The sequence below is a fragment of the Pedobacter sp. AJM genome (assembly GCF_002197755.1).
GTDB lineage: Bacteria > Bacteroidota > Bacteroidia > Sphingobacteriales > Sphingobacteriaceae > Pedobacter.
In genome coordinates, this window is the sequence record NZ_NHOT01000003.1 from 164,724 (window position 1) to 181,250 (window position 16,527).

A 16,527-nucleotide genomic window follows, 5' to 3' on the forward strand; every position below is an offset into this window, starting at 1 on the left:
TAAGAGAACCTGATCCGTCTAATATCTCACGTCTTCTATCTATTTCTCTAAAGCAGCAGCCAATTCAGGCAGATCGAAACCCGCATAATTTCCTGAACTCATCATCAATAAATTACTATTTCTATAATTCAGGCTCAACAAATAATCTTTTAGTTTTTTTGCATCATTAAAAAATTTAAGCTTTGGGTTAGCAAAAGCTTGCTGTACGTCTTCTTCAGAAAATGGCTCCATCCTCTTCTGTTCAAAACTTTTTAAATCGATAAAAACAATGGCTTCATCCGCCTGATTCATCGCACCAGCATACTCTTTCAGGAAATCTTTATTCAGGCTGCTGAAAGTATGTAATTCTATGCAAGCAACTAATTTTCTGGCTTCAAACTGAGCTTTAACCGCATCAATAGTGGCTTTCAGTTTAGATGGTGAATGTGCAAAGTCTTTATAAACATTTGTTGATTCATCAGCAGAAATGACCTCTAATCTTTTAGCTGCACCAGTAAAAGATGCTATCGCAGTATCAAAGTCGGCCTGGCTGATATTCAGTTCTGCACAAACCAGTTTGGCAGCATTTAAATTCATCAGGTTATGATCACCAAATATTTTTAAAGCCGTTTGCTCTGGCAATAAATAAGTAATTCCATTGTTAATTTTGTGATCAGGAATAGCATAACCGATCTTTTTGACTTTTGCTTTCGATTGATCTACAATATTGTTCAAATCCTGATCAGCTTTGCAATAAATCAAAGTACCATTTTCTTCAATGGTATCTATAAATTTATCAAACTGAGAAGTATAATCAGCATAGGTAGGGAAAACATTAATATGATCCCAGGCTATACCACTAATTACAGCCACATTGGCCTTGTAAAGATGGAATTTTGGTCTTCTGTCAATTGGCGAAGATAAATATTCATCGCCTTCTATGATCATAACAGGTGCCTCTTCGGTCACTTTCACCATGGTTTCAAAACCAGCCAATTGGGCGCCAACCAGGTAATCAAAATCACGATTATAATAATTCAGCACATGCAGAATCATACTGGTAATGGTGGTTTTACCATGACTGCCGCCAATTACTACGCGCAACTTATTTTTGCTTTGCTCGTAAATATATTCGGGGTATGAGTAAATTTTTACGCCAAGTTCCTGAGCTTTTAACAACTCCGGGTTATCAATTCTGGCGTGCATTCCTAAAATAACGGCATCTAAATCTGCAGAAATCCGGCTTTCCTCCCAGCCCATTTCAGCAGGTAGTAAACCATATTGATCCAAACGTGATTTAGCAGGTTCGAAAATCACATCATCAGCACCTGAAATCTGATATCCTTTTTTATGTAAGGCAATGGCCAGGTTGTGCATCGCACTGCCACCAATTGCTATGAAATGTATACGCATATTAATTAATTATTGAATGAGGGAATTAGTGAATGATTGAATGGTAGTGCGTCATAAACTAAAACATTCTATCAATAACTCATTCAAAAATTCAATCATTATTTCTTTTCAAACTGAGCCGCAACCCAATCGTCATTTTGTTTGTGATCAAGATATTTAATGCCATACTTGGCACATTCAGCGGTAATCATGCTTAAGTCGGGTTCCAGGTAAAAGCCACTAAAGAAAATTTTTCCTTCAGCTTTCAATACTTCTGCATAACGATGGATCTGATCAAGCAAAATATTTCTATTGATATTTGCAAAAATGAGATCATATGTTTCATCCGGAATCACTTCCTTACTGCCGCAAAGTGCTTTTAAGTTGATGACGTTATTCAAAGTAGCGTTTTCTATGGTGCTTTCATAGCAAATGTCATCATAATCAATGGCCATTAAACTTTTAGCACCAAGCTTACCTGCCAGGATAGCTAAAATTCCTGTACCACAACCCATATCAAGAATATTTTTGTCGAGCAGATCGGCAGATAAAATATACTGTATCATCATGGTTGTAGTTTGATGGTGACCAGTTCCAAAAGCCATTTTCGGATCAATGATTATCTCATACGGATAGGATGGTTTCGGCTCATGAAAAGTTGCCCGCACATAACAAACGTCATCAATAATCAGCGGACTGAAGTTTTTTTCCCATTCGGCATTCCAATTCTCATCTGCCACATCTTCTAAAATGTATGTGGTCGCAAAATCGTCAGCATACCCGCCAAGCAAATCTTTTAATTCTTGCTCGTTGAAGTTATCTTTAATGACGAAGGCCGTAAAACCACCCTCACTGTCTTCGAAAGTATCAAAACCTAAATCAGCAAGATCACTGATGAGTAGATCTTGCTGAAATTCTTCAATACTGTTGAATTTAAATATTGCTTTTATATATTGCATCTAGCTGTTTAATGCTTTAATAATGTCTGTAAAATCGCGTGATTTCAAAGATGCACCACCTATCAAACCACCATCGATATCCTTTTGTGAAAATAAACTTGCAGCATTACCCGGGTTGCAACTTCCTCCGTAAAGAATGGTCGTATCATCTGCAGTGTTAAAACCATAGTTGGCTTCAATTTCTGAACGGATAAATGCATGAATATCCTGTGCTTGTTCTGGTGAAGCGGTTAAACCTGTACCAATGGCCCAAACCGGTTCATAAGCAATAACAATTTTAGCGAAATCAGTATCGCTTAAACTAAATATACCTTCAACTAATTGCTTTTTCAATACTTCGTAATAACTTCCGTTGTTACGTTCATCTAAAGTTTCGCCGATACAGAAAATTGGTGTTAAGCCATTGGCTAAAGCCACCTTAGTTTTTTCAGCCAGTAAAGCATCACTTTCTGCAAAATACTGCCTGCGCTCTGAGTGGCCTAAAATAACATATTCTGCACCAACAGACTTTACCATCTTAGCGGATGTTTCGCCGGTATAAGCACCATTTTCCTTATCACTGATATTTTGAGCCCCAATTTTAACATCATTTCCACCCAACTTTACCAGGCTGTTTAAATGAATAAAAGGTGAGCAAATAATAGCAATTTGATCGCCTTTGCGTTCATCTTTAACCATATTTACAATTTCACTAAATAACGAAACACCTTCATTATAGTCTAAATTCATTTTCCAGTTACCGGCTACTATTTGTTTTCTCATTTTATTTAATTTATTGGTTTGAAGATCCCATTAAAAAGATCTTATTAATATTAATAGTTTCTATGAGCGGATGTTAATTCAAAAACTTTCGTTAAAATATCTTTTTCTAGGCTACCAAACGGCAAAGATTTCCTTGCAAACACTTTTTCTGCCGTTTCGAACATTTTTTCTAATTTATAAGATTCGAAGCAATTTCCGCCACCCCAGCTAAAATCAGGGATATGATTTGGAGGAAGGCCGGCTCCGAAAACATTGGCACTTACGCCAACTACGGTTCCTGTATTAAACATGGTGTTGATGCCACTCTTGGAATGATCGGCCATGATTAAACCGCAAAATTGAAGCTGTGTATTTCGCATAGATTGGCTTTCATAATCATAAAGTTTCACTTCTGCGTAATTATTTTTGAGGTTGGAGTTATTGGTATCAGCACCGATATTGCACCATTCGCCCAATACAGAATTACCTAAATAGCCCTCATGGCCTTTTGCCGAGTTCCCCCAAATCACTGAATTATTAATTTCACCACCTGCACGGCTATTGGGGCCGATCGTTGTTCCTGAATAGATCTTCGCGCCCATTTTGATGGATGAATTTTCACAAAGTGCAAAAGAACCGCGGATAAGGCTACCTTCCCAGATTTCAGCATTCTTGCCCATGTAAATCGGGCCATAAGTGGTATTCAGCACACTGCATTCAACTTTCGCCCCTTCTTCTAAAAAGATATCATGGCCTATTAATTGATTGGTACTGCTGATTGCCGCTGAACTCCGTCCTTTAGTTAACAACTCAAAGTCTTTTCTGATCTCCGTTGGATTATTTGAAAAAATCTGTTCCGGATAGGTCATTTTTAAAAATTTCGAATTAAATTCGATAGGTTTTAACTGATGTCGGGCCTGCTGATAAGTGAAGACATCACTGGAATTAAAAGCAAGAACGATATCACCAGCTAAAAGGACCTCACCGTTTTTAAGTGCTGCTATAGATTGAAGTAAATCTTCATCCGGACATAAGGCACCATTGATATATAAAGAAGCTTCAACCGAAGCAAATTTTGCAGTTAAATAGTTTTGAGTGATAAAACCATAATCGGCTTTCAGGTACTTTCCCCATTTTTCGGCAATGGTTAAAATACCAATGCGCAAATCGGCCACGGGCCGGGTAAAGGTTAGCGGACGTAAAGACATCCAGCTGGCATCATCAAATAAATTGATTGTCATAAGCAGCAAAAATAAAAAAAGTCCCGATGCTTTTGGCAAAGGGACTTCAAAAAATGCTTTTTGTTGCTAAAATTATTTCTTAGCGTAACGGTTTTTGAATTTATCGATACGTCCTGCTGTATCAACCAATTTCATTTTACCGGTATAGAAAGGGTGTGAAGTATGAGAAATCTCTAATTTATAAAGAGGATACTCGTTACCATCTTCCCATTTAATTGTTTCTTTAGTATCTACGCAAGATTTTGTTAAGAAGGCATATTCGTTAGACATGTCTTTAAAAACAACTGGTCTGTAGCTTGTTGGGTGCAAATCTTTTTTCATTTGAATATTATTTTAAGTTATTTGTGTGAAAGCATCAAGAACATTTTTGCAATTTGCTGGCAACAACGCTTATGACAATTTCTATTAATCTTTCTACTTCTATTTTAGAGGATGCAAATATCCTAATTTTATTTTTGATTTACAAGCCAAAATTGAGAATTTTAATTTATAGGCCCATCCCTTACAGAGAACACGATAATTATCTTTGATAGAAGCAATGCCAACTCCTTAACTATTAACTCATCAGGCTACAAACTTAAACTTTTTTGAATTCAAAATTGTTTATCCGATATTTAAAAAATATAACTAAATTTGAAATATGAGAAAAGACGGCGCATTTGATGGCATTATCCACTCAAATAGTAGTGGGAAGCTTTATATTAAAAGTCCTGATTTTTTTGCACAGCCACGCATTAAAGAAATGGTTGGCGCATTAATGGAATCCAGTATTTTTAAAAAAATAGAAAAAGATAAAAATAAGAAATAACCTGTAGATGCCTTTTAACCTGCTTTTGTTTCCGCTTGTGGGTGGCTACTATATTCTAATCAGGTTTAGATACCTCCGTTATATTCAATACCGGCTTGAGAGTCAGCGTGTATTACTAAATTCTGCTATTGCCGGCATCATGCTATTAGCTGTGTGTTTTCTGTTAAGAACACTATTCATCGCAATATTTCCTGAAACAGTTGCTTATTTAAGCACATTATTACCCATTCGCACACCATATTTTGGTACCACCAGTATGTCATTGTTTGTTGCGGTAGGTGCAACTGAGTTTGCCAACCTGTTTATTAACCGGCTTGACGCGATCAAAAAGGCCATATTTACCTCAGGCAATGAGTTTGAACTTTTATTGAGTTCATCCTTTTTTGATGCACACCTTTTACAATTTACGATGGATAGTGGTAAATTTTATATTGGCTGGGTGAAAGAGTTACCAAAACCCTTTACTACCAGTTATATCCGCATTACGCCCGCCTTTAGTGGTTACAGAAACAATGATAAAGAACTCGTTTTTACCACTCAGTATTTAACCGTTTACGCCAGTTATATTGAAGATGGTTCTGTTGCCAACACCAATGAACTGAAAACTGATCTTGTACTTAAAGCGGATAAAATCAATTCCGTTTCATTTTTTGATATGGATATGTACAACCGATTTAATCCTGTACAGGAGTAATACTTAAGCTAATTCTTTCGGCTATATTTTTCCCAGGTTTCTACCTTGGCTTTTTGCCTCGCCATGTAGGTGTCCGCTATTACCTCTGCAGCACTTGAACCTTCAACCGTTTCCAGCAATTCTTTTAATTTATACTGATCTACATCTGCTTTATAAAGGATTTGAATCAGTTTTGGAAAATCGTTATCGATCAGGTAAGCGAATGCATCAATCAGCACATTGCGCAATTCCTCTTCAGATAAACGCTCTTCGATATCAAAATCTTTGCTGATGATTTTAAGAATAGACATTTTTTTTTGATCGTTTTTTCGTATTAGTTGATTGTTGTTTTAGCTAACTGTTTATTGTCTTTCTTTCTAACCGATAGTCATTACTTCTCTTTGCTCCTTAATCTTTGTTCCCTTATCTTTACCTCTCACTCCTTACCCACTACACCCATTTAATTTCCTGGCAAAGCTCGATCAAAACGCCATTGGTACTTTTTGGATGAATAAAGCAGACCATCTTATTATCCGCACCTTTTTTCGGAACATCGTTTAGAAGCACAAAACCTAAGGATTTTAACCTTTCCATCTCTTCCAGAATATTATCTACTGCGAAAGCAATGTGATGAATTCCTTCTCCTTTTTTCTCCAGAAATCTGGCAATTGCACAATCATCATCTGTTGCCTCAAGTAGTTCTACTTTATTCTCTCCGGTTTTAAAAAATGCGGTTTTCACCTGCTCTGAATCAACTATTTCCGTTTTATAGCAGGAAGTATTCAACAATAACTCATAGTGTGGAACGGACCTGGAAAGGTTATTTACCGCTATTCCGATATGTTCTATCTTATTCATCGTTTACAAAGGTTGGTTGAATGTAAAAATGCGGCTTTTCTCTATAACCTCATAGCTATTATTTATAATTCTTAGGAAAGTTTTTTTGTATCTTTGTATTATAATTAACAGAATAGAGATGAAACAGCCGATATATTTAGATAATAACGCCACAACACCTTTAGATCCAAGAGTGTTGGAAGCGATGCTACCTTACTTTACTGAGAAATTTGGAAATGCCGCAAGCCGTAATCACGCTTTTGGTTGGGTGGCTGAAGAAGGAGTAGATTATGCTCGTGAGCAGGTAGCCAAATTAATCGGCTGTACTGAAAAAGAAGTCATTTTTACATCAGGCGCTACTGAAGCCGATAACCTGGCGATTAAAGGTGTGTTCGAAATGTATAAAGAAAAAGGTAACCACATCATTACTGCAGTTACTGAACATAAAGCCGTATTGGATACCTGTAAGCACCTGGAGAAAAACGGTGCAAGAGTAACTTATTTAGGCGTTAAAGAAGATGGTTTAATCGACTTAGCTGAATTGGAAGCAGCGATGACTCCTGAAACTATTTTAGTTTCGATCATGTATGGAAATAATGAAATTGGCGTTATTCAGCCGGTTAAAGAAATTTCTGCTATTGCACATAAGTTTGGTGCATTATTCATGACTGATGCGACTCAAGCGGTAGGTAAAATTCCGGTTGATGTAAATGCAGATGGAATAGATTTAATGGCTTTTTCTGCGCATAAAATGTATGGTCCGAAAGGCGTTGGTGCACTTTACGTTCGTAGAAAAAACCCAAGAGTTAAAGTAACTTCACAAATGGACGGCGGTGGCCATGAGCGTGGCATGCGTTCCGGTACCTTAAATGTTCCAGGTATTGTGGGTTTAGGTAAAGCCTGTGAACTTTGCCGCTTGGAAATGGAAAGCGAAGCCATTCGTTTATCTGGCATGCGTGATCGTTTAGAGTCGACTTTAAATAAAATGGAAGAAAGTTATGTGAATGGTAATACACAACACCGTTTACCACATGTGGCTAATATTTCTTTCAAATACGTGGAAGGTGAAGGCTTAATGATGGCCATGAGCGATTTAGCGGTATCATCAGGCTCAGCCTGTACATCTGCTTCTTTAGAACCATCGTATGTATTAAAGAGCTTAGGTTTATCAGATGATTTAGCACACTCTTCTATCCGTTACGGATTAGGACGCTTTACCACTGAAGAAGAAATAGATCAGGCGATTGCAGTTACTGAAAAAGCGGTAAATCACTTAAGAGAACTTTCTCCACTTTGGGAAATGTTTAAAGAAGGAATCGATTTGAGTAAAATTGAATGGGCTGAACACTAAATTAATTTACGATTGTAGATTGACGAATTGCGATTTGAAAGCTACAATCCAATAAAATAAAAAATTTAATAATTTACGGTGGAGGGGCAATCTAAAATCGTAAATCTAAAATCTAAAATATCATGGCATATTCAGAAAAAGTAATTGACCATTACAATAACCCACGTAACGTAGGTACACTAAATAAAGACAGTAAATTTGTCGGAACAGGATTAGTTGGCGCACCTGAGTGTGGCGACGTAATGCGTTTGCAGATTGAAGTAAGTGAAGATAATGTTATCACTGACGCTAAATTTAAAACATTTGGTTGTGGTTCTGCTATTGCATCTTCATCTCTGGCAACAGAATGGTTAAAAGGTAAAACCATTGATGAGGCTTTATCTATCGACAACATGGATATTGTTGAAGAATTGGCTTTACCTCCGGTAAAAATTCACTGCTCTGTATTGGCAGAAGATGCAATTAAATCGGCCATTAACGATTACCGTGTAAAAAATGGCTTAGAGGCAATTGTTTTAGAAAAATCACATCATTAAAATAGATGTGAGAATTCAGATTTGAGATGTGAGTATGACTTCACAAGTCTCAAATCTCATATCTCATATCTCAAATCTATATCATTATGATTACGATAACCGATAAAGCAAAAGATAAAATCGACCACTTAATGCAGGATTCTGAAATGGGTTCTGATTACTTTTTACGCGTTTCTGTAAAAGGTGGTGGTTGTTCTGGTTTATCTTATAATTTGGATTTCGATAACGAAGAACAAAAAGGTGATCAGTTTTTTGAAGATAGAGGAATCAAAATTGCATTGGATATGAAATCATTCCTTTATCTGGCCGGAACGGAATTAGATTTCACTGATGGCTTAAATGGAAAAGGATTTAATTTTGTAAATCCCAATGCCAGCCGCACCTGTGGTTGTGGTGAAAGTTTTTCAGTATAAATTTAACAGCAAAAAGAAAAAAGCGGCTTGAGAGATTTTTCAGGCCGCTTTCTTTGTTATTTGAGTTGGGATGGCTTACTGCTCATCGTGTTTCTTTCGATAATCGCAGTGGTTTTGCTATTAAAATCTGTAGGTTCAGAAGTATAATCGCCATCAAAGGCAACTCTGCCTTGTCCCTCTCCAATGGTAAAAGGTCCGCTGTGAGAATCGTCGATGTTTATGATGCCACCAATTCCGTTTTTAATATTACTTCCATCTTTTTCTCCAGACATTAAAAAAGCGTAAAAATTATAACCACCATTTCTGTACGCTTTTACCTTTCCGTAAACGGTAAATTTATTTCCACTTCCGCTAATGGCGGTTACGACACTGGTATCTGCTGCACCAATAAAGTTTTTGCCCAACATTTTAATACTGAAATCGCTAGTACTTTGCTCATAAAATTTAACTACGCCATCCATAAGTACATAACCAGGCGTATAAGAGTCGTTGGGTATATTACTATTTTTTATGGTGAAAGGCTTAAATAAGTAAGAGCCATCAATATTTGGGGGCGTAGTACCCTTATTGATAGTAAAACCCAGTTTGGTTAAGCTATCTACATACTGTTGAGGAATAATATCTTCTATTTTCTTAGTCAAGATATCTTCATCGCTTGGATTAATATCTTTGTTTTTGGAGCAAGCTGCAAATTGCAGCACTACACCTACTATTAAAGCAAATGCACATCCCTTGGCTACCATTGTTAAGTTTGTTGTTGTTTTCATTATGCAATTTTTAATTCTAAGTTTATTAAAATGCCCAATTGCAACTGTAGTGCCAATAGCCATAATCTGTCTCAAATAGATTAAAAACAACTATAAACTACTATATAGATCTACCTAAAATCAGGTATTTCCATTAATTTTTAAACAAAACTGCTGTCCTTTTTTCTTATGGTCTTTTTGTAGTCGCCATAAATTTTACATTTTTTTATTTAATTTTAGAATAGGTTTATCATACTGTTGCCATTATTAAAGCTAAAAGTATTATTATTGTTAATTATAACGAACACCAAATAACGAGCAATGCCATTAATTAATGAATTTTCAACAGTCCCTACCCTGTTGAGAAATGTTGTAAAAAACATTCATAAACCTGCGGATACTTTTTTAATCCACAAACAGGGAACTGAATGGGTTGAAATTTCGTATGAAGATACCCTCAAACGCGCTGATGCCGTATCTGCATACTTTTTAAGCAAGGGTATCAAAAAAGGTGATTGCTTAGGTTTGATGATTGAAAATTCGCCAGAATATGTTTATTACGATCAGGGCATTCAGCAAATAGGTGTTGTTAATGTTTCCATTTATCCAACGCTTTCTGAACAGGAAGTTGCCTATATTATTAACGATTCAGGAATAAAAGGAATTCTTGTAGGGAATAATTTTTTATATCGAAAGGTGCTTAAGGTAGCTTCGAACTGCAAAGCCTTAAAATATATCATTCCGGTATTTAAAGATTTTGAAAAAGTGACCATCCCGGCAGATGTGAATGTTGAGGTGATTGCATTTTCAGATATTCTTGCACTTAAGCACCAGCTTACCGCCGCTGAAAAAGCAGAGATTGAACAATGCCGAAATTTGGTCGAGCCGGATGACATTTCCTCACTCATCTATACTTCCGGTACAACCGGCACGCCTAAAGGAGTTATGCTCACCCATTATAATTTTGTTAAGAATGTTGAAGTTTGCTTGCAGCAGATTCCTGTAATCGATCAAACAGAAACTTTTCTTTCTTTCCTGCCCCTATCTCATGTGTTTGAACGTACGGCTACCTATCACGTATGTTGCGCTCAAGGATGTAAAATTGCTTTTGCGCAAAGTTTAGAATTGCTGGCTAAAAATATGGGTGAAGTTCGCCCGACCGTGATGAGTTGCGTACCCAGACTATTGGAACGCATTCATGATAAGGCCATAAAATCCGGAACTGCAGCAGGTGGTACTAAAGCTAAAATATTTACATGGGCATTAGAAACAGGAAAAAACTACCGTGTGATCAAAGAAGCAGGTAAAAGCCCGGGCTTAATTTTATCCGGGAAAAAAGCCCTTGCAGAAAAACTGGTTTTTAGTAAAATCAAAGAGAAAACCGGTGGCCGCTTAAAGTTTATGATTTCGGGTGGCGCAGCATTGCCTAAAAATGTAGGTGAATTTTTTGGCGATTTAGGTATTAAAATTTTAGAGGGTTTTGGCTTAACAGAAACTTCACCCGTTATGTCGGTTACCGAATATCACCGGCAGGTTTATGGCACTGTTGGCCGTGTGATCCCTGGCATTGAAGTTGGCATACAGGATGTAGAAACGAAAGAAATTATCAATATCCAAACGCATGATACGTTTGATGAAACATTTGATTGTGAAGAGGGAGAAGTGATTGTTCGGGGCCACTGTGTGATGAAAGGTTATTTTAATAAACCTGCAGAAACAGCCGAAGCTATAGATAAAGACATGTGGTTCCATACCGGAGATATTGGCCGGTTTTATAAAGGAAATCTTCAAATTACTGATCGCCTAAAAAACATGATTGTTAATGCCTATGGAAAAAACGTTTATCCTACTCCAGTTGAAAATATTTATTTAAAAAGTCCGAAAATTGATCAGCTATTTTTAATAGGCGATAAACGTGAATTCATTACGGCAATCATTATTCCCAACAAGGAAACACTGGAAGAAACATTTAAACTAAAGCCAACGTTTTTTGAACAGCCCGAAGCTTTCATCAGTGAGAAGGAAATTATCGACTGGATGGAACTTGATATCAAGAAAATTTCAGGTGAGTTGGCAAAGTTTGAACGGATTAAAAACTTCAAAATCAAACGTAATCCATTTAATATTGATGAAGGTGAAATTACCCCTACCATGAAAGTGAAACGCCGCGTGGTAGAAAAAAAATATGCTGAAGCCATTAACGAAATGTATGAGGAAGGTATTGAAGTCGAATCATAAAAAAACAGGAATTTTATTTCATTGGCATATTTAGAAATACAGCCCCACCCGGCATTGCAACCTTATATCGATGCCTATTGGATCTCTGAAATTACAGAATATACACTTAACCAAACCAAAATCCTTCCTGATGGCTGTGTGGACATCATTTTTAATATTGAAAATGAATACCGAACCGAAGCAGGCCGTATATTAATGAAAAGTGAAGCCATTTACCTTATAGGCACCATGATGCGCTTCAAAGAATACAAAACGATAGGTAAAGCCAAACTATTAGGTATCCGTTTTAAACCCGGAGCGTTTTCTTATTTTTTTAACCTTTCTTCATTACACGAATTTACAGATCAAAGCATTGAACTTAAAAATATTGCACTTCCTGTAATTCATCGCATCGACGAATATACGCCTGCATATCTTGATCAATTTCTTCTTCATAAATTATCTCCACCTAAATATTCAATTATCCACATCATTAAAGAAATACAGAATCAAAATGGCCAGTCAAGAGTAGGTGATATTGCTAAGAAACACTTTACCACACCAAGGCAATTGGAAAGACACTTTAAAAATTCAGTTGGCGTAAGTCCAAAAGACTTTATCAGCCTGGTGCGCTACCGGTTTGTCAGCTCGAAAATTAAAACCAATACTTCAGGCAAGTGTTTAGCCGAACTCGCATTCGAATCTGGTTACTACGATCATGCGCATCTTACAAAAGAAATCAAAAGATTTACCGGATCGGTTCCTTCACAACTATAGATTTTGTCGCTTTTTTACAAAGTGAAATCCTTGACCACGCCGTATATTTGATAAAAATAACTATGGTAAAATTTAGCTACACAATACTTTACGTTAAAAACGTATCCGAATCGATTGAGTTTTATGAAAAAGCATTCGGTTTTAAAAGAAAATTGATTACTCCCGAAAATAATTATGGTGAATTATTAAGTGGTGATACAATTATTTCATTTGCTGATGTGCAACTTGCCACTTCAAACCTATCAAGTGGCTTTAACTTAAGTAAAAGAAACCAAAAACCATTTGGCATAGAACTGGGTTTCACAACGGAAAATGTAGAAATTGTTTTTAATCAGGCAGTGAAAATGGGCGCGACTCCACTGGAAAAAATGAAAATAAAACCCTGGGGGCAAGCTGTAGCTTATGTTCAGGATATTAATGGATTTCTAATTGAAATCTGCTCTCCTATGGCTTAATGAGTAGTCTCACGAAATAAGAAATAATGTGAAAGAAACTGCTTGTCAAAAATTAAAATAAGGAGGGGTGAACCACTACCCCTCCACTATTAATCAACTAATTAACCTAATAAACTCATCAAAAATAAAGATCACAATTGGTTATTCCAAACAAATGCAACAAAATTGCTTTAAAAAATAAAAGCAGAGTTTTGGATGGTCTTAATGATTAAATTATGCAAATACCCGATAATCAGAGATAGGAAAAACTTCAAATCTGTTTATTGAGCAGCTGTATTTTCCTGAAAGTTTGATAAAACAATCCTTTTTACGTTTTTCTGCACCAGTGCTTTTCCAGCGTAAGATGGTTTGTTTGGTCCCCAAATAACTTCACTGTTATTCAAACTGATGTTTCCGGTATTTTCAAAGTAAAAGCCAGCAATTGCACTTTTCACCAAACCTTCCACATTACTTGGCCGGCGGTCATAAATACCACCTGTTTCTTTCGTGGTTTTATTTATCTTCACACTCACCTGGTCGAAATGAATATTGGACACTTTATCCTGACTTTCAGCACTGATATAAACGCCGCTTTCTCCTGTACAACGGATATTGCTGAAATAAATATTACTTACCGCTCCAACATTTCCTTTGGTTTGTCCCTTAGGTAAACGCCAGCCCGCATCTTTGTTATTGGTGGTTGCTCTCGGGTAAGCAGTAATATAAATGGGTTCAGATTTCCCCCACCAAACATCTGTAAAAAGCCTTGATTCAATAATTAAGTTTGAAAAAATAACGTCACTTACCGTTCCTTCATCTCTGTTTTGGATACCCACACCCCGATTACTGTTTACAATATTACAGTTATTGATCAGAACCTTACTGATCCGATCCATATTCTCTGAGCCAATTTTAATGGCACAAGAACTGGAAGTCATGGTGCAATTACTGATTACAATATTTTCACAAGCACCATATTCCTCAAACTCACGCCTGTTTTTAAGACAAATGCAATCATCACCTGATTCGATGTAACAATTTGTGATTCTTACATTTTTACTATGATCTAAGTCTATCCCATCGCTATTTCTGATTTTGATGCTGTTCAATAAGGTAATATTAGAGATCGAAACATCATTACAACCAATGAGGTGAACGGTCCAGTAGGCTGAATTTTGAAAGGTAACGCCATCAATATTTAGCTTTTTACAATCAGTAAGCGTAAGCAGATGTGGCCTCGGGTCTACGATTTCAAAAGGCTTTAATACATAAGAGTCTTCAATTTCTGTTCCCATAAAGGATATGCCATTACCATCCAAAATTCCGGTCCCGGTAATACTCGCTTGTTGTAGTTTTTCGCCTCCTATCCAAATGGTTCCTTCTCCTTTATTTTCCCTGAACGCACTTTTGGTATATAATTTCTCATCCGGACTGGCAAGAATTTTTGCTCCACCTTCAATTTTTAAATCCACAAACGATTTTAGATCGAAGGGGCCAGCAAGGAAAACATGACCGGCGGGAACCAATACCTGACCACCACCAGCAGCAGAACAGGCATCTATAGCTTTTTGAATGGCTTTGGCATCATTCGTTTTGCCATCGCCGATAGCACCATAATTTTTGATATTAAACTTTTGTTGGGCAGTGGCATAGAAGGAAATCAACAGCGAAAAAATAATCAGGATCTTAAATTTCATTTTAGTTAAAGTTGGTTCATTTTTAAAGATTATCATTATGAGAAAGACTACCAGAACACGGTATAAAGTGCAGCCAAAATACCACAAATGATTACCGCAGCAACTGTAAAAGCAGGTGTTACTTTGAACATGCTGCGATCAATCTCAAGACCCTGTGGATTGTCTTTACTTTTGGGATCAGTTAAGGTTACCAGTACCATTAGTATCATAATAATGACAAATACCCATGACATTCTGTTCAGAAATGGAATCGGAGCGATCCATCCTTCAGTTAATACGGGTAAAAATTTAAATAGCATTGACAATGGAATGGTGACAAGTGCTGCTGATAATGCGGCACGTGAAGTGGTTTTTTTCCAAAAAAAGCCAAATAGAAAAATCGCAAAGATGCCTGGAGAAATAAACCCTACGTACTCCTGAATAAACTGATAAACCTGATCAAAACTACGTAATGCCGGTGCCACAACTATTGCAATTAAGGAAGCCACCACAACCGACCACCGTCCGATGGCAACCAATCTTCTCTCAGAAGCATCTGGTTTAATAAATTTTTTATAGATATCAAGCGTAAAGATAGTCGCTATACTATTTGATTTTCCGGCAAGTGAAGCTACAATAGCGGCCGTTAACGCCGCGAAAGCCAGACCTTTTATACCCACCGGCAATAAATTCATTAATACAGGGTAAGCATGGTCTGGCTTGACAATGCCACTCGCATCAAGCATTTCCTGTTGAAAATAGCCGCGCTGATAGAGTACAAAAGCAGCAATACCTGGAATAACCACAATTACAGGAATCAGAAGTTTTAAGAATGCGGCAAAAATTAATCCACTCCGGCCGGTTTTTAAATCTGCACCCAATGCCCGTTGTACAATATATTGGTTGCATCCCCAGTAGTTCAGGTTATTGATCCAAAGTCCACCAACTAATACTGCAATGCCTGGCAATTCATGATAAAACTTATCTCCTTTAGAAAAAATCATGTGAAAGTGATCTGAAGCTTCTGATCGCAAAAGCGGAAGTGCACCCAGCACCGTTTGCGTATCCAGTTTTTCAGCAACGAGTTTCAATGCCATGTAACAGGTAATCAATCCGCCAGCCACCAAAACAATCACCTGTATCACATCTGTGTATCCTATCACCTTCATTCCGCCAAGGGTGATGATGGCAGAAAAAATCGCCAGAAATATGATGCAGGTACTAAAAGGGATTCCGGTAATGGTTTCAATGGCAATTGCACCCAGAAAAAAGATAGATGTTAGATTAACAAATACATAAACCAAAAGCCAGAAAACAGCCATTAGCGTACTTACGGTATTGTTATAGCGCTGAGACAAAAACTGCGGCATGGTATAAATCTTGTTCTTCAGGTATATGGGCAGAAAAAATACCGCAACAATAATCAATGTTGCTGCAGCCATCCATTCGTAACTGGCTATAGCCAGCCCCATAGCAAAACCAGAACCAGACATCCCGATAAAATGTTCAGCCGAAATATTGGAAGCGATAATGGAAGCACCGATTGCCCACCAGGTTAATGAACCTTCTGCCAAAAAATAATCTTTCGTATCTGTCTGCTTCTTTTTCTTACTTCTGTAAACCCAATAACCGTAGGCCGATACGATAATAAAGTATATAAAAAATACGGCACAATCAAGTGCAGAAAGGTGATTCATATTAGATCCTTATATATTTGGTTTTTTCTAAAAATCAGAAAAAAATTGAA

Annotated in this window: 18 protein-coding genes; 8 read left to right on the forward strand and 10 right to left on the reverse strand. The window is 37.0% G+C overall.

The genetic code is table 11. From position 1 onward, the window contains the following. Positions 1–39 precede the first annotated feature (39 nt). The 5 genes from murC to CBW18_RS06580 form a co-directional block, all read right to left on the reverse strand. Entirely contained in the window at positions 40–1,392 is a 1,353-nt protein-coding gene (gene murC / locus CBW18_RS06560; protein ID WP_088300513.1) for a UDP-N-acetylmuramate--L-alanine ligase, read from the reverse strand. 98 nt (positions 1,393–1,490) lie between these two features. Further along, positions 1,491–2,330: a 50S ribosomal protein L11 methyltransferase gene (prmA, locus tag CBW18_RS06565; protein WP_088300514.1), complete on the reverse strand. Its 840-nt coding sequence runs from the start codon at positions 2,328–2,330 to the stop codon at positions 1,491–1,493. Continuing rightward, the gene (tpiA, locus tag CBW18_RS06570; RefSeq protein ID WP_088300515.1) at positions 2,331–3,092 is read right to left on the reverse strand and encodes a triose-phosphate isomerase; all 762 of its coding nucleotides are present in this window, start codon (positions 3,090–3,092) and stop codon (positions 2,331–2,333) included. A 50-nt stretch (positions 3,093–3,142) separates the two neighbouring features. Continuing rightward, entirely contained in the window at positions 3,143–4,312 is a 1,170-nt protein-coding gene (locus tag CBW18_RS06575) for a GlmU family protein (RefSeq protein ID WP_088300516.1), read from the reverse strand. Positions 4,313–4,384: 72 nt separating this feature from the next. Next, on the reverse strand, positions 4,385–4,633 hold the full coding sequence (locus CBW18_RS06580; RefSeq protein ID WP_025142617.1) for a type B 50S ribosomal protein L31: 249 nt from the start codon (positions 4,631–4,633) through the stop codon (positions 4,385–4,387). A 319-nt stretch (positions 4,634–4,952) separates the two neighbouring features. On the opposite strand from CBW18_RS06580, the gene CBW18_RS21340 reads away from it, so the two are divergent. Continuing rightward, complete coding sequence (locus CBW18_RS21340; RefSeq protein WP_172406462.1) at positions 4,953–5,120, forward strand: hypothetical protein; 168 nt, start codon at positions 4,953–4,955, stop codon at positions 5,118–5,120. A 7-nt stretch (positions 5,121–5,127) separates the two neighbouring features. Then, positions 5,128–5,814, forward strand: a complete 687-nt coding sequence (locus tag CBW18_RS06585) for a hypothetical protein (RefSeq protein WP_088300517.1) — start codon at positions 5,128–5,130, stop codon at positions 5,812–5,814. Positions 5,815–5,822: 8 nt separating this feature from the next. Here CBW18_RS06585 and CBW18_RS06590 read toward each other — a convergent pair whose 3' ends face one another. Both CBW18_RS06590 and mce read right to left on the reverse strand, forming a co-directional pair. After that, positions 5,823–6,104, reverse strand: coding sequence for a hypothetical protein (locus tag CBW18_RS06590; protein ID WP_088300518.1), 282 nt, complete (start codon positions 6,102–6,104; stop codon positions 5,823–5,825). Positions 6,105–6,243: 139 nt separating this feature from the next. Next, positions 6,244–6,651 (reverse strand): methylmalonyl-CoA epimerase, encoded by a 408-nt coding sequence (gene mce, locus CBW18_RS06595; protein ID WP_088300519.1) that lies wholly within the window; start codon positions 6,649–6,651, stop codon positions 6,244–6,246. Between the two features lie 118 nt (positions 6,652–6,769). On the opposite strand from mce, the gene CBW18_RS06600 reads away from it, so the two are divergent. The 3 genes from CBW18_RS06600 to CBW18_RS06610 all read left to right on the forward strand — a co-directional run bounded on the left by CBW18_RS06600 (position 6,770) and on the right by CBW18_RS06610 (position 8,930). Continuing rightward, on the forward strand, positions 6,770–7,981 hold the full coding sequence (locus CBW18_RS06600; protein WP_088300520.1) for an IscS subfamily cysteine desulfurase: 1,212 nt from the start codon (positions 6,770–6,772) through the stop codon (positions 7,979–7,981). A 122-nt stretch (positions 7,982–8,103) separates the two neighbouring features. Beyond that, positions 8,104–8,517, forward strand: a complete 414-nt coding sequence (iscU, locus tag CBW18_RS06605; RefSeq protein ID WP_010602054.1) for a Fe-S cluster assembly scaffold IscU — start codon at positions 8,104–8,106, stop codon at positions 8,515–8,517. An 86-nt stretch (positions 8,518–8,603) separates the two neighbouring features. Then, positions 8,604–8,930, forward strand: a complete 327-nt coding sequence (locus CBW18_RS06610) for an iron-sulfur cluster assembly accessory protein (protein WP_088300521.1) — start codon at positions 8,604–8,606, stop codon at positions 8,928–8,930. Between the two features lie 56 nt (positions 8,931–8,986). Here the strand turns inward: CBW18_RS06610 and CBW18_RS06615 are convergent, their stop codons facing one another. Beyond that, positions 8,987–9,697 carry a hypothetical protein gene (locus tag CBW18_RS06615; protein WP_140418639.1) on the reverse strand — a complete coding sequence of 237 codons (711 nt, stop codon included), beginning with the start codon at positions 9,695–9,697 and terminating at the stop codon, positions 8,987–8,989. A gap of 300 nt (positions 9,698–9,997) precedes the next feature. Between CBW18_RS06615 and CBW18_RS06620 the strand changes: the two genes are divergently transcribed. The 3 genes from CBW18_RS06620 to CBW18_RS06630 all read left to right on the forward strand — a co-directional run bounded on the left by CBW18_RS06620 (position 9,998) and on the right by CBW18_RS06630 (position 13,125). Beyond that, positions 9,998–11,914 (forward strand): long-chain fatty acid--CoA ligase, encoded by a 1,917-nt coding sequence (locus CBW18_RS06620; RefSeq protein WP_088300523.1) that lies wholly within the window; start codon positions 9,998–10,000, stop codon positions 11,912–11,914. 21 nt (positions 11,915–11,935) lie between these two features. Next, positions 11,936–12,670 (forward strand): helix-turn-helix domain-containing protein, encoded by a 735-nt coding sequence (locus CBW18_RS06625; RefSeq protein WP_088300524.1) that lies wholly within the window; start codon positions 11,936–11,938, stop codon positions 12,668–12,670. Between the two features lie 62 nt (positions 12,671–12,732). Next, on the forward strand, positions 12,733–13,125 hold the full coding sequence (locus tag CBW18_RS06630; RefSeq protein ID WP_088300525.1) for a VOC family protein: 393 nt from the start codon (positions 12,733–12,735) through the stop codon (positions 13,123–13,125). Positions 13,126–13,385: 260 nt separating this feature from the next. Here CBW18_RS06630 and CBW18_RS06635 read toward each other — a convergent pair whose 3' ends face one another. Both CBW18_RS06635 and CBW18_RS06640 read right to left on the reverse strand, forming a co-directional pair. After that, entirely contained in the window at positions 13,386–14,801 is a 1,416-nt protein-coding gene (locus tag CBW18_RS06635; protein ID WP_088301308.1) for a glycoside hydrolase family 28 protein, read from the reverse strand. 47 nt (positions 14,802–14,848) lie between these two features. Continuing rightward, on the reverse strand, positions 14,849–16,477 hold the full coding sequence (locus CBW18_RS06640; RefSeq protein ID WP_088300526.1) for a sodium/sugar symporter: 1,629 nt from the start codon (positions 16,475–16,477) through the stop codon (positions 14,849–14,851). Positions 16,478–16,527: the final 50 nt, after the last annotated feature.

Coding starts and splice junctions, on each gene's coding strand:
- murC (WP_088300513.1), bottom strand. CDS start 1,392: ATGCGTATACATTTCATAGCAATTGGTGGCAGTGCGATGCACAACCTG.
- prmA (WP_088300514.1), bottom strand. CDS start 2,330: ATGCAATATATAAAAGCAATATTTAAATTCAACAGTATTGAAGAATTT.
- tpiA (WP_088300515.1), bottom strand. CDS start 3,092: ATGAGAAAACAAATAGTAGCCGGTAACTGGAAAATGAATTTAGACTAT.
- CBW18_RS06575 (WP_088300516.1), bottom strand. CDS start 4,312: ATGACAATCAATTTATTTGATGATGCCAGCTGGATGTCTTTACGTCCG.
- CBW18_RS06580 (WP_025142617.1), bottom strand. CDS start 4,633: ATGAAAAAAGATTTGCACCCAACAAGCTACAGACCAGTTGTTTTTAAA.
- CBW18_RS21340 (WP_172406462.1), top strand. CDS start 4,953: ATGAGAAAAGACGGCGCATTTGATGGCATTATCCACTCAAATAGTAGT.
- CBW18_RS06585 (WP_088300517.1), top strand. CDS start 5,128: ATGCCTTTTAACCTGCTTTTGTTTCCGCTTGTGGGTGGCTACTATATT.
- CBW18_RS06590 (WP_088300518.1), bottom strand. CDS start 6,104: ATGTCTATTCTTAAAATCATCAGCAAAGATTTTGATATCGAAGAGCGT.
- mce (WP_088300519.1), bottom strand. CDS start 6,651: ATGAATAAGATAGAACATATCGGAATAGCGGTAAATAACCTTTCCAGG.
- CBW18_RS06600 (WP_088300520.1), top strand. CDS start 6,770: ATGAAACAGCCGATATATTTAGATAATAACGCCACAACACCTTTAGAT.
- iscU (WP_010602054.1), top strand. CDS start 8,104: ATGGCATATTCAGAAAAAGTAATTGACCATTACAATAACCCACGTAAC.
- CBW18_RS06610 (WP_088300521.1), top strand. CDS start 8,604: ATGATTACGATAACCGATAAAGCAAAAGATAAAATCGACCACTTAATG.
- CBW18_RS06615 (WP_140418639.1), bottom strand. CDS start 9,697: ATGAAAACAACAACAAACTTAACAATGGTAGCCAAGGGATGTGCATTT.
- CBW18_RS06620 (WP_088300523.1), top strand. CDS start 9,998: ATGCCATTAATTAATGAATTTTCAACAGTCCCTACCCTGTTGAGAAAT.
- CBW18_RS06630 (WP_088300525.1), top strand. CDS start 12,733: ATGGTAAAATTTAGCTACACAATACTTTACGTTAAAAACGTATCCGAA.
- CBW18_RS06635 (WP_088301308.1), bottom strand. CDS start 14,801: ATGAAATTTAAGATCCTGATTATTTTTTCGCTGTTGATTTCCTTCTAT.
- CBW18_RS06640 (WP_088300526.1), bottom strand. CDS start 16,477: ATGAATCACCTTTCTGCACTTGATTGTGCCGTATTTTTTATATACTTT.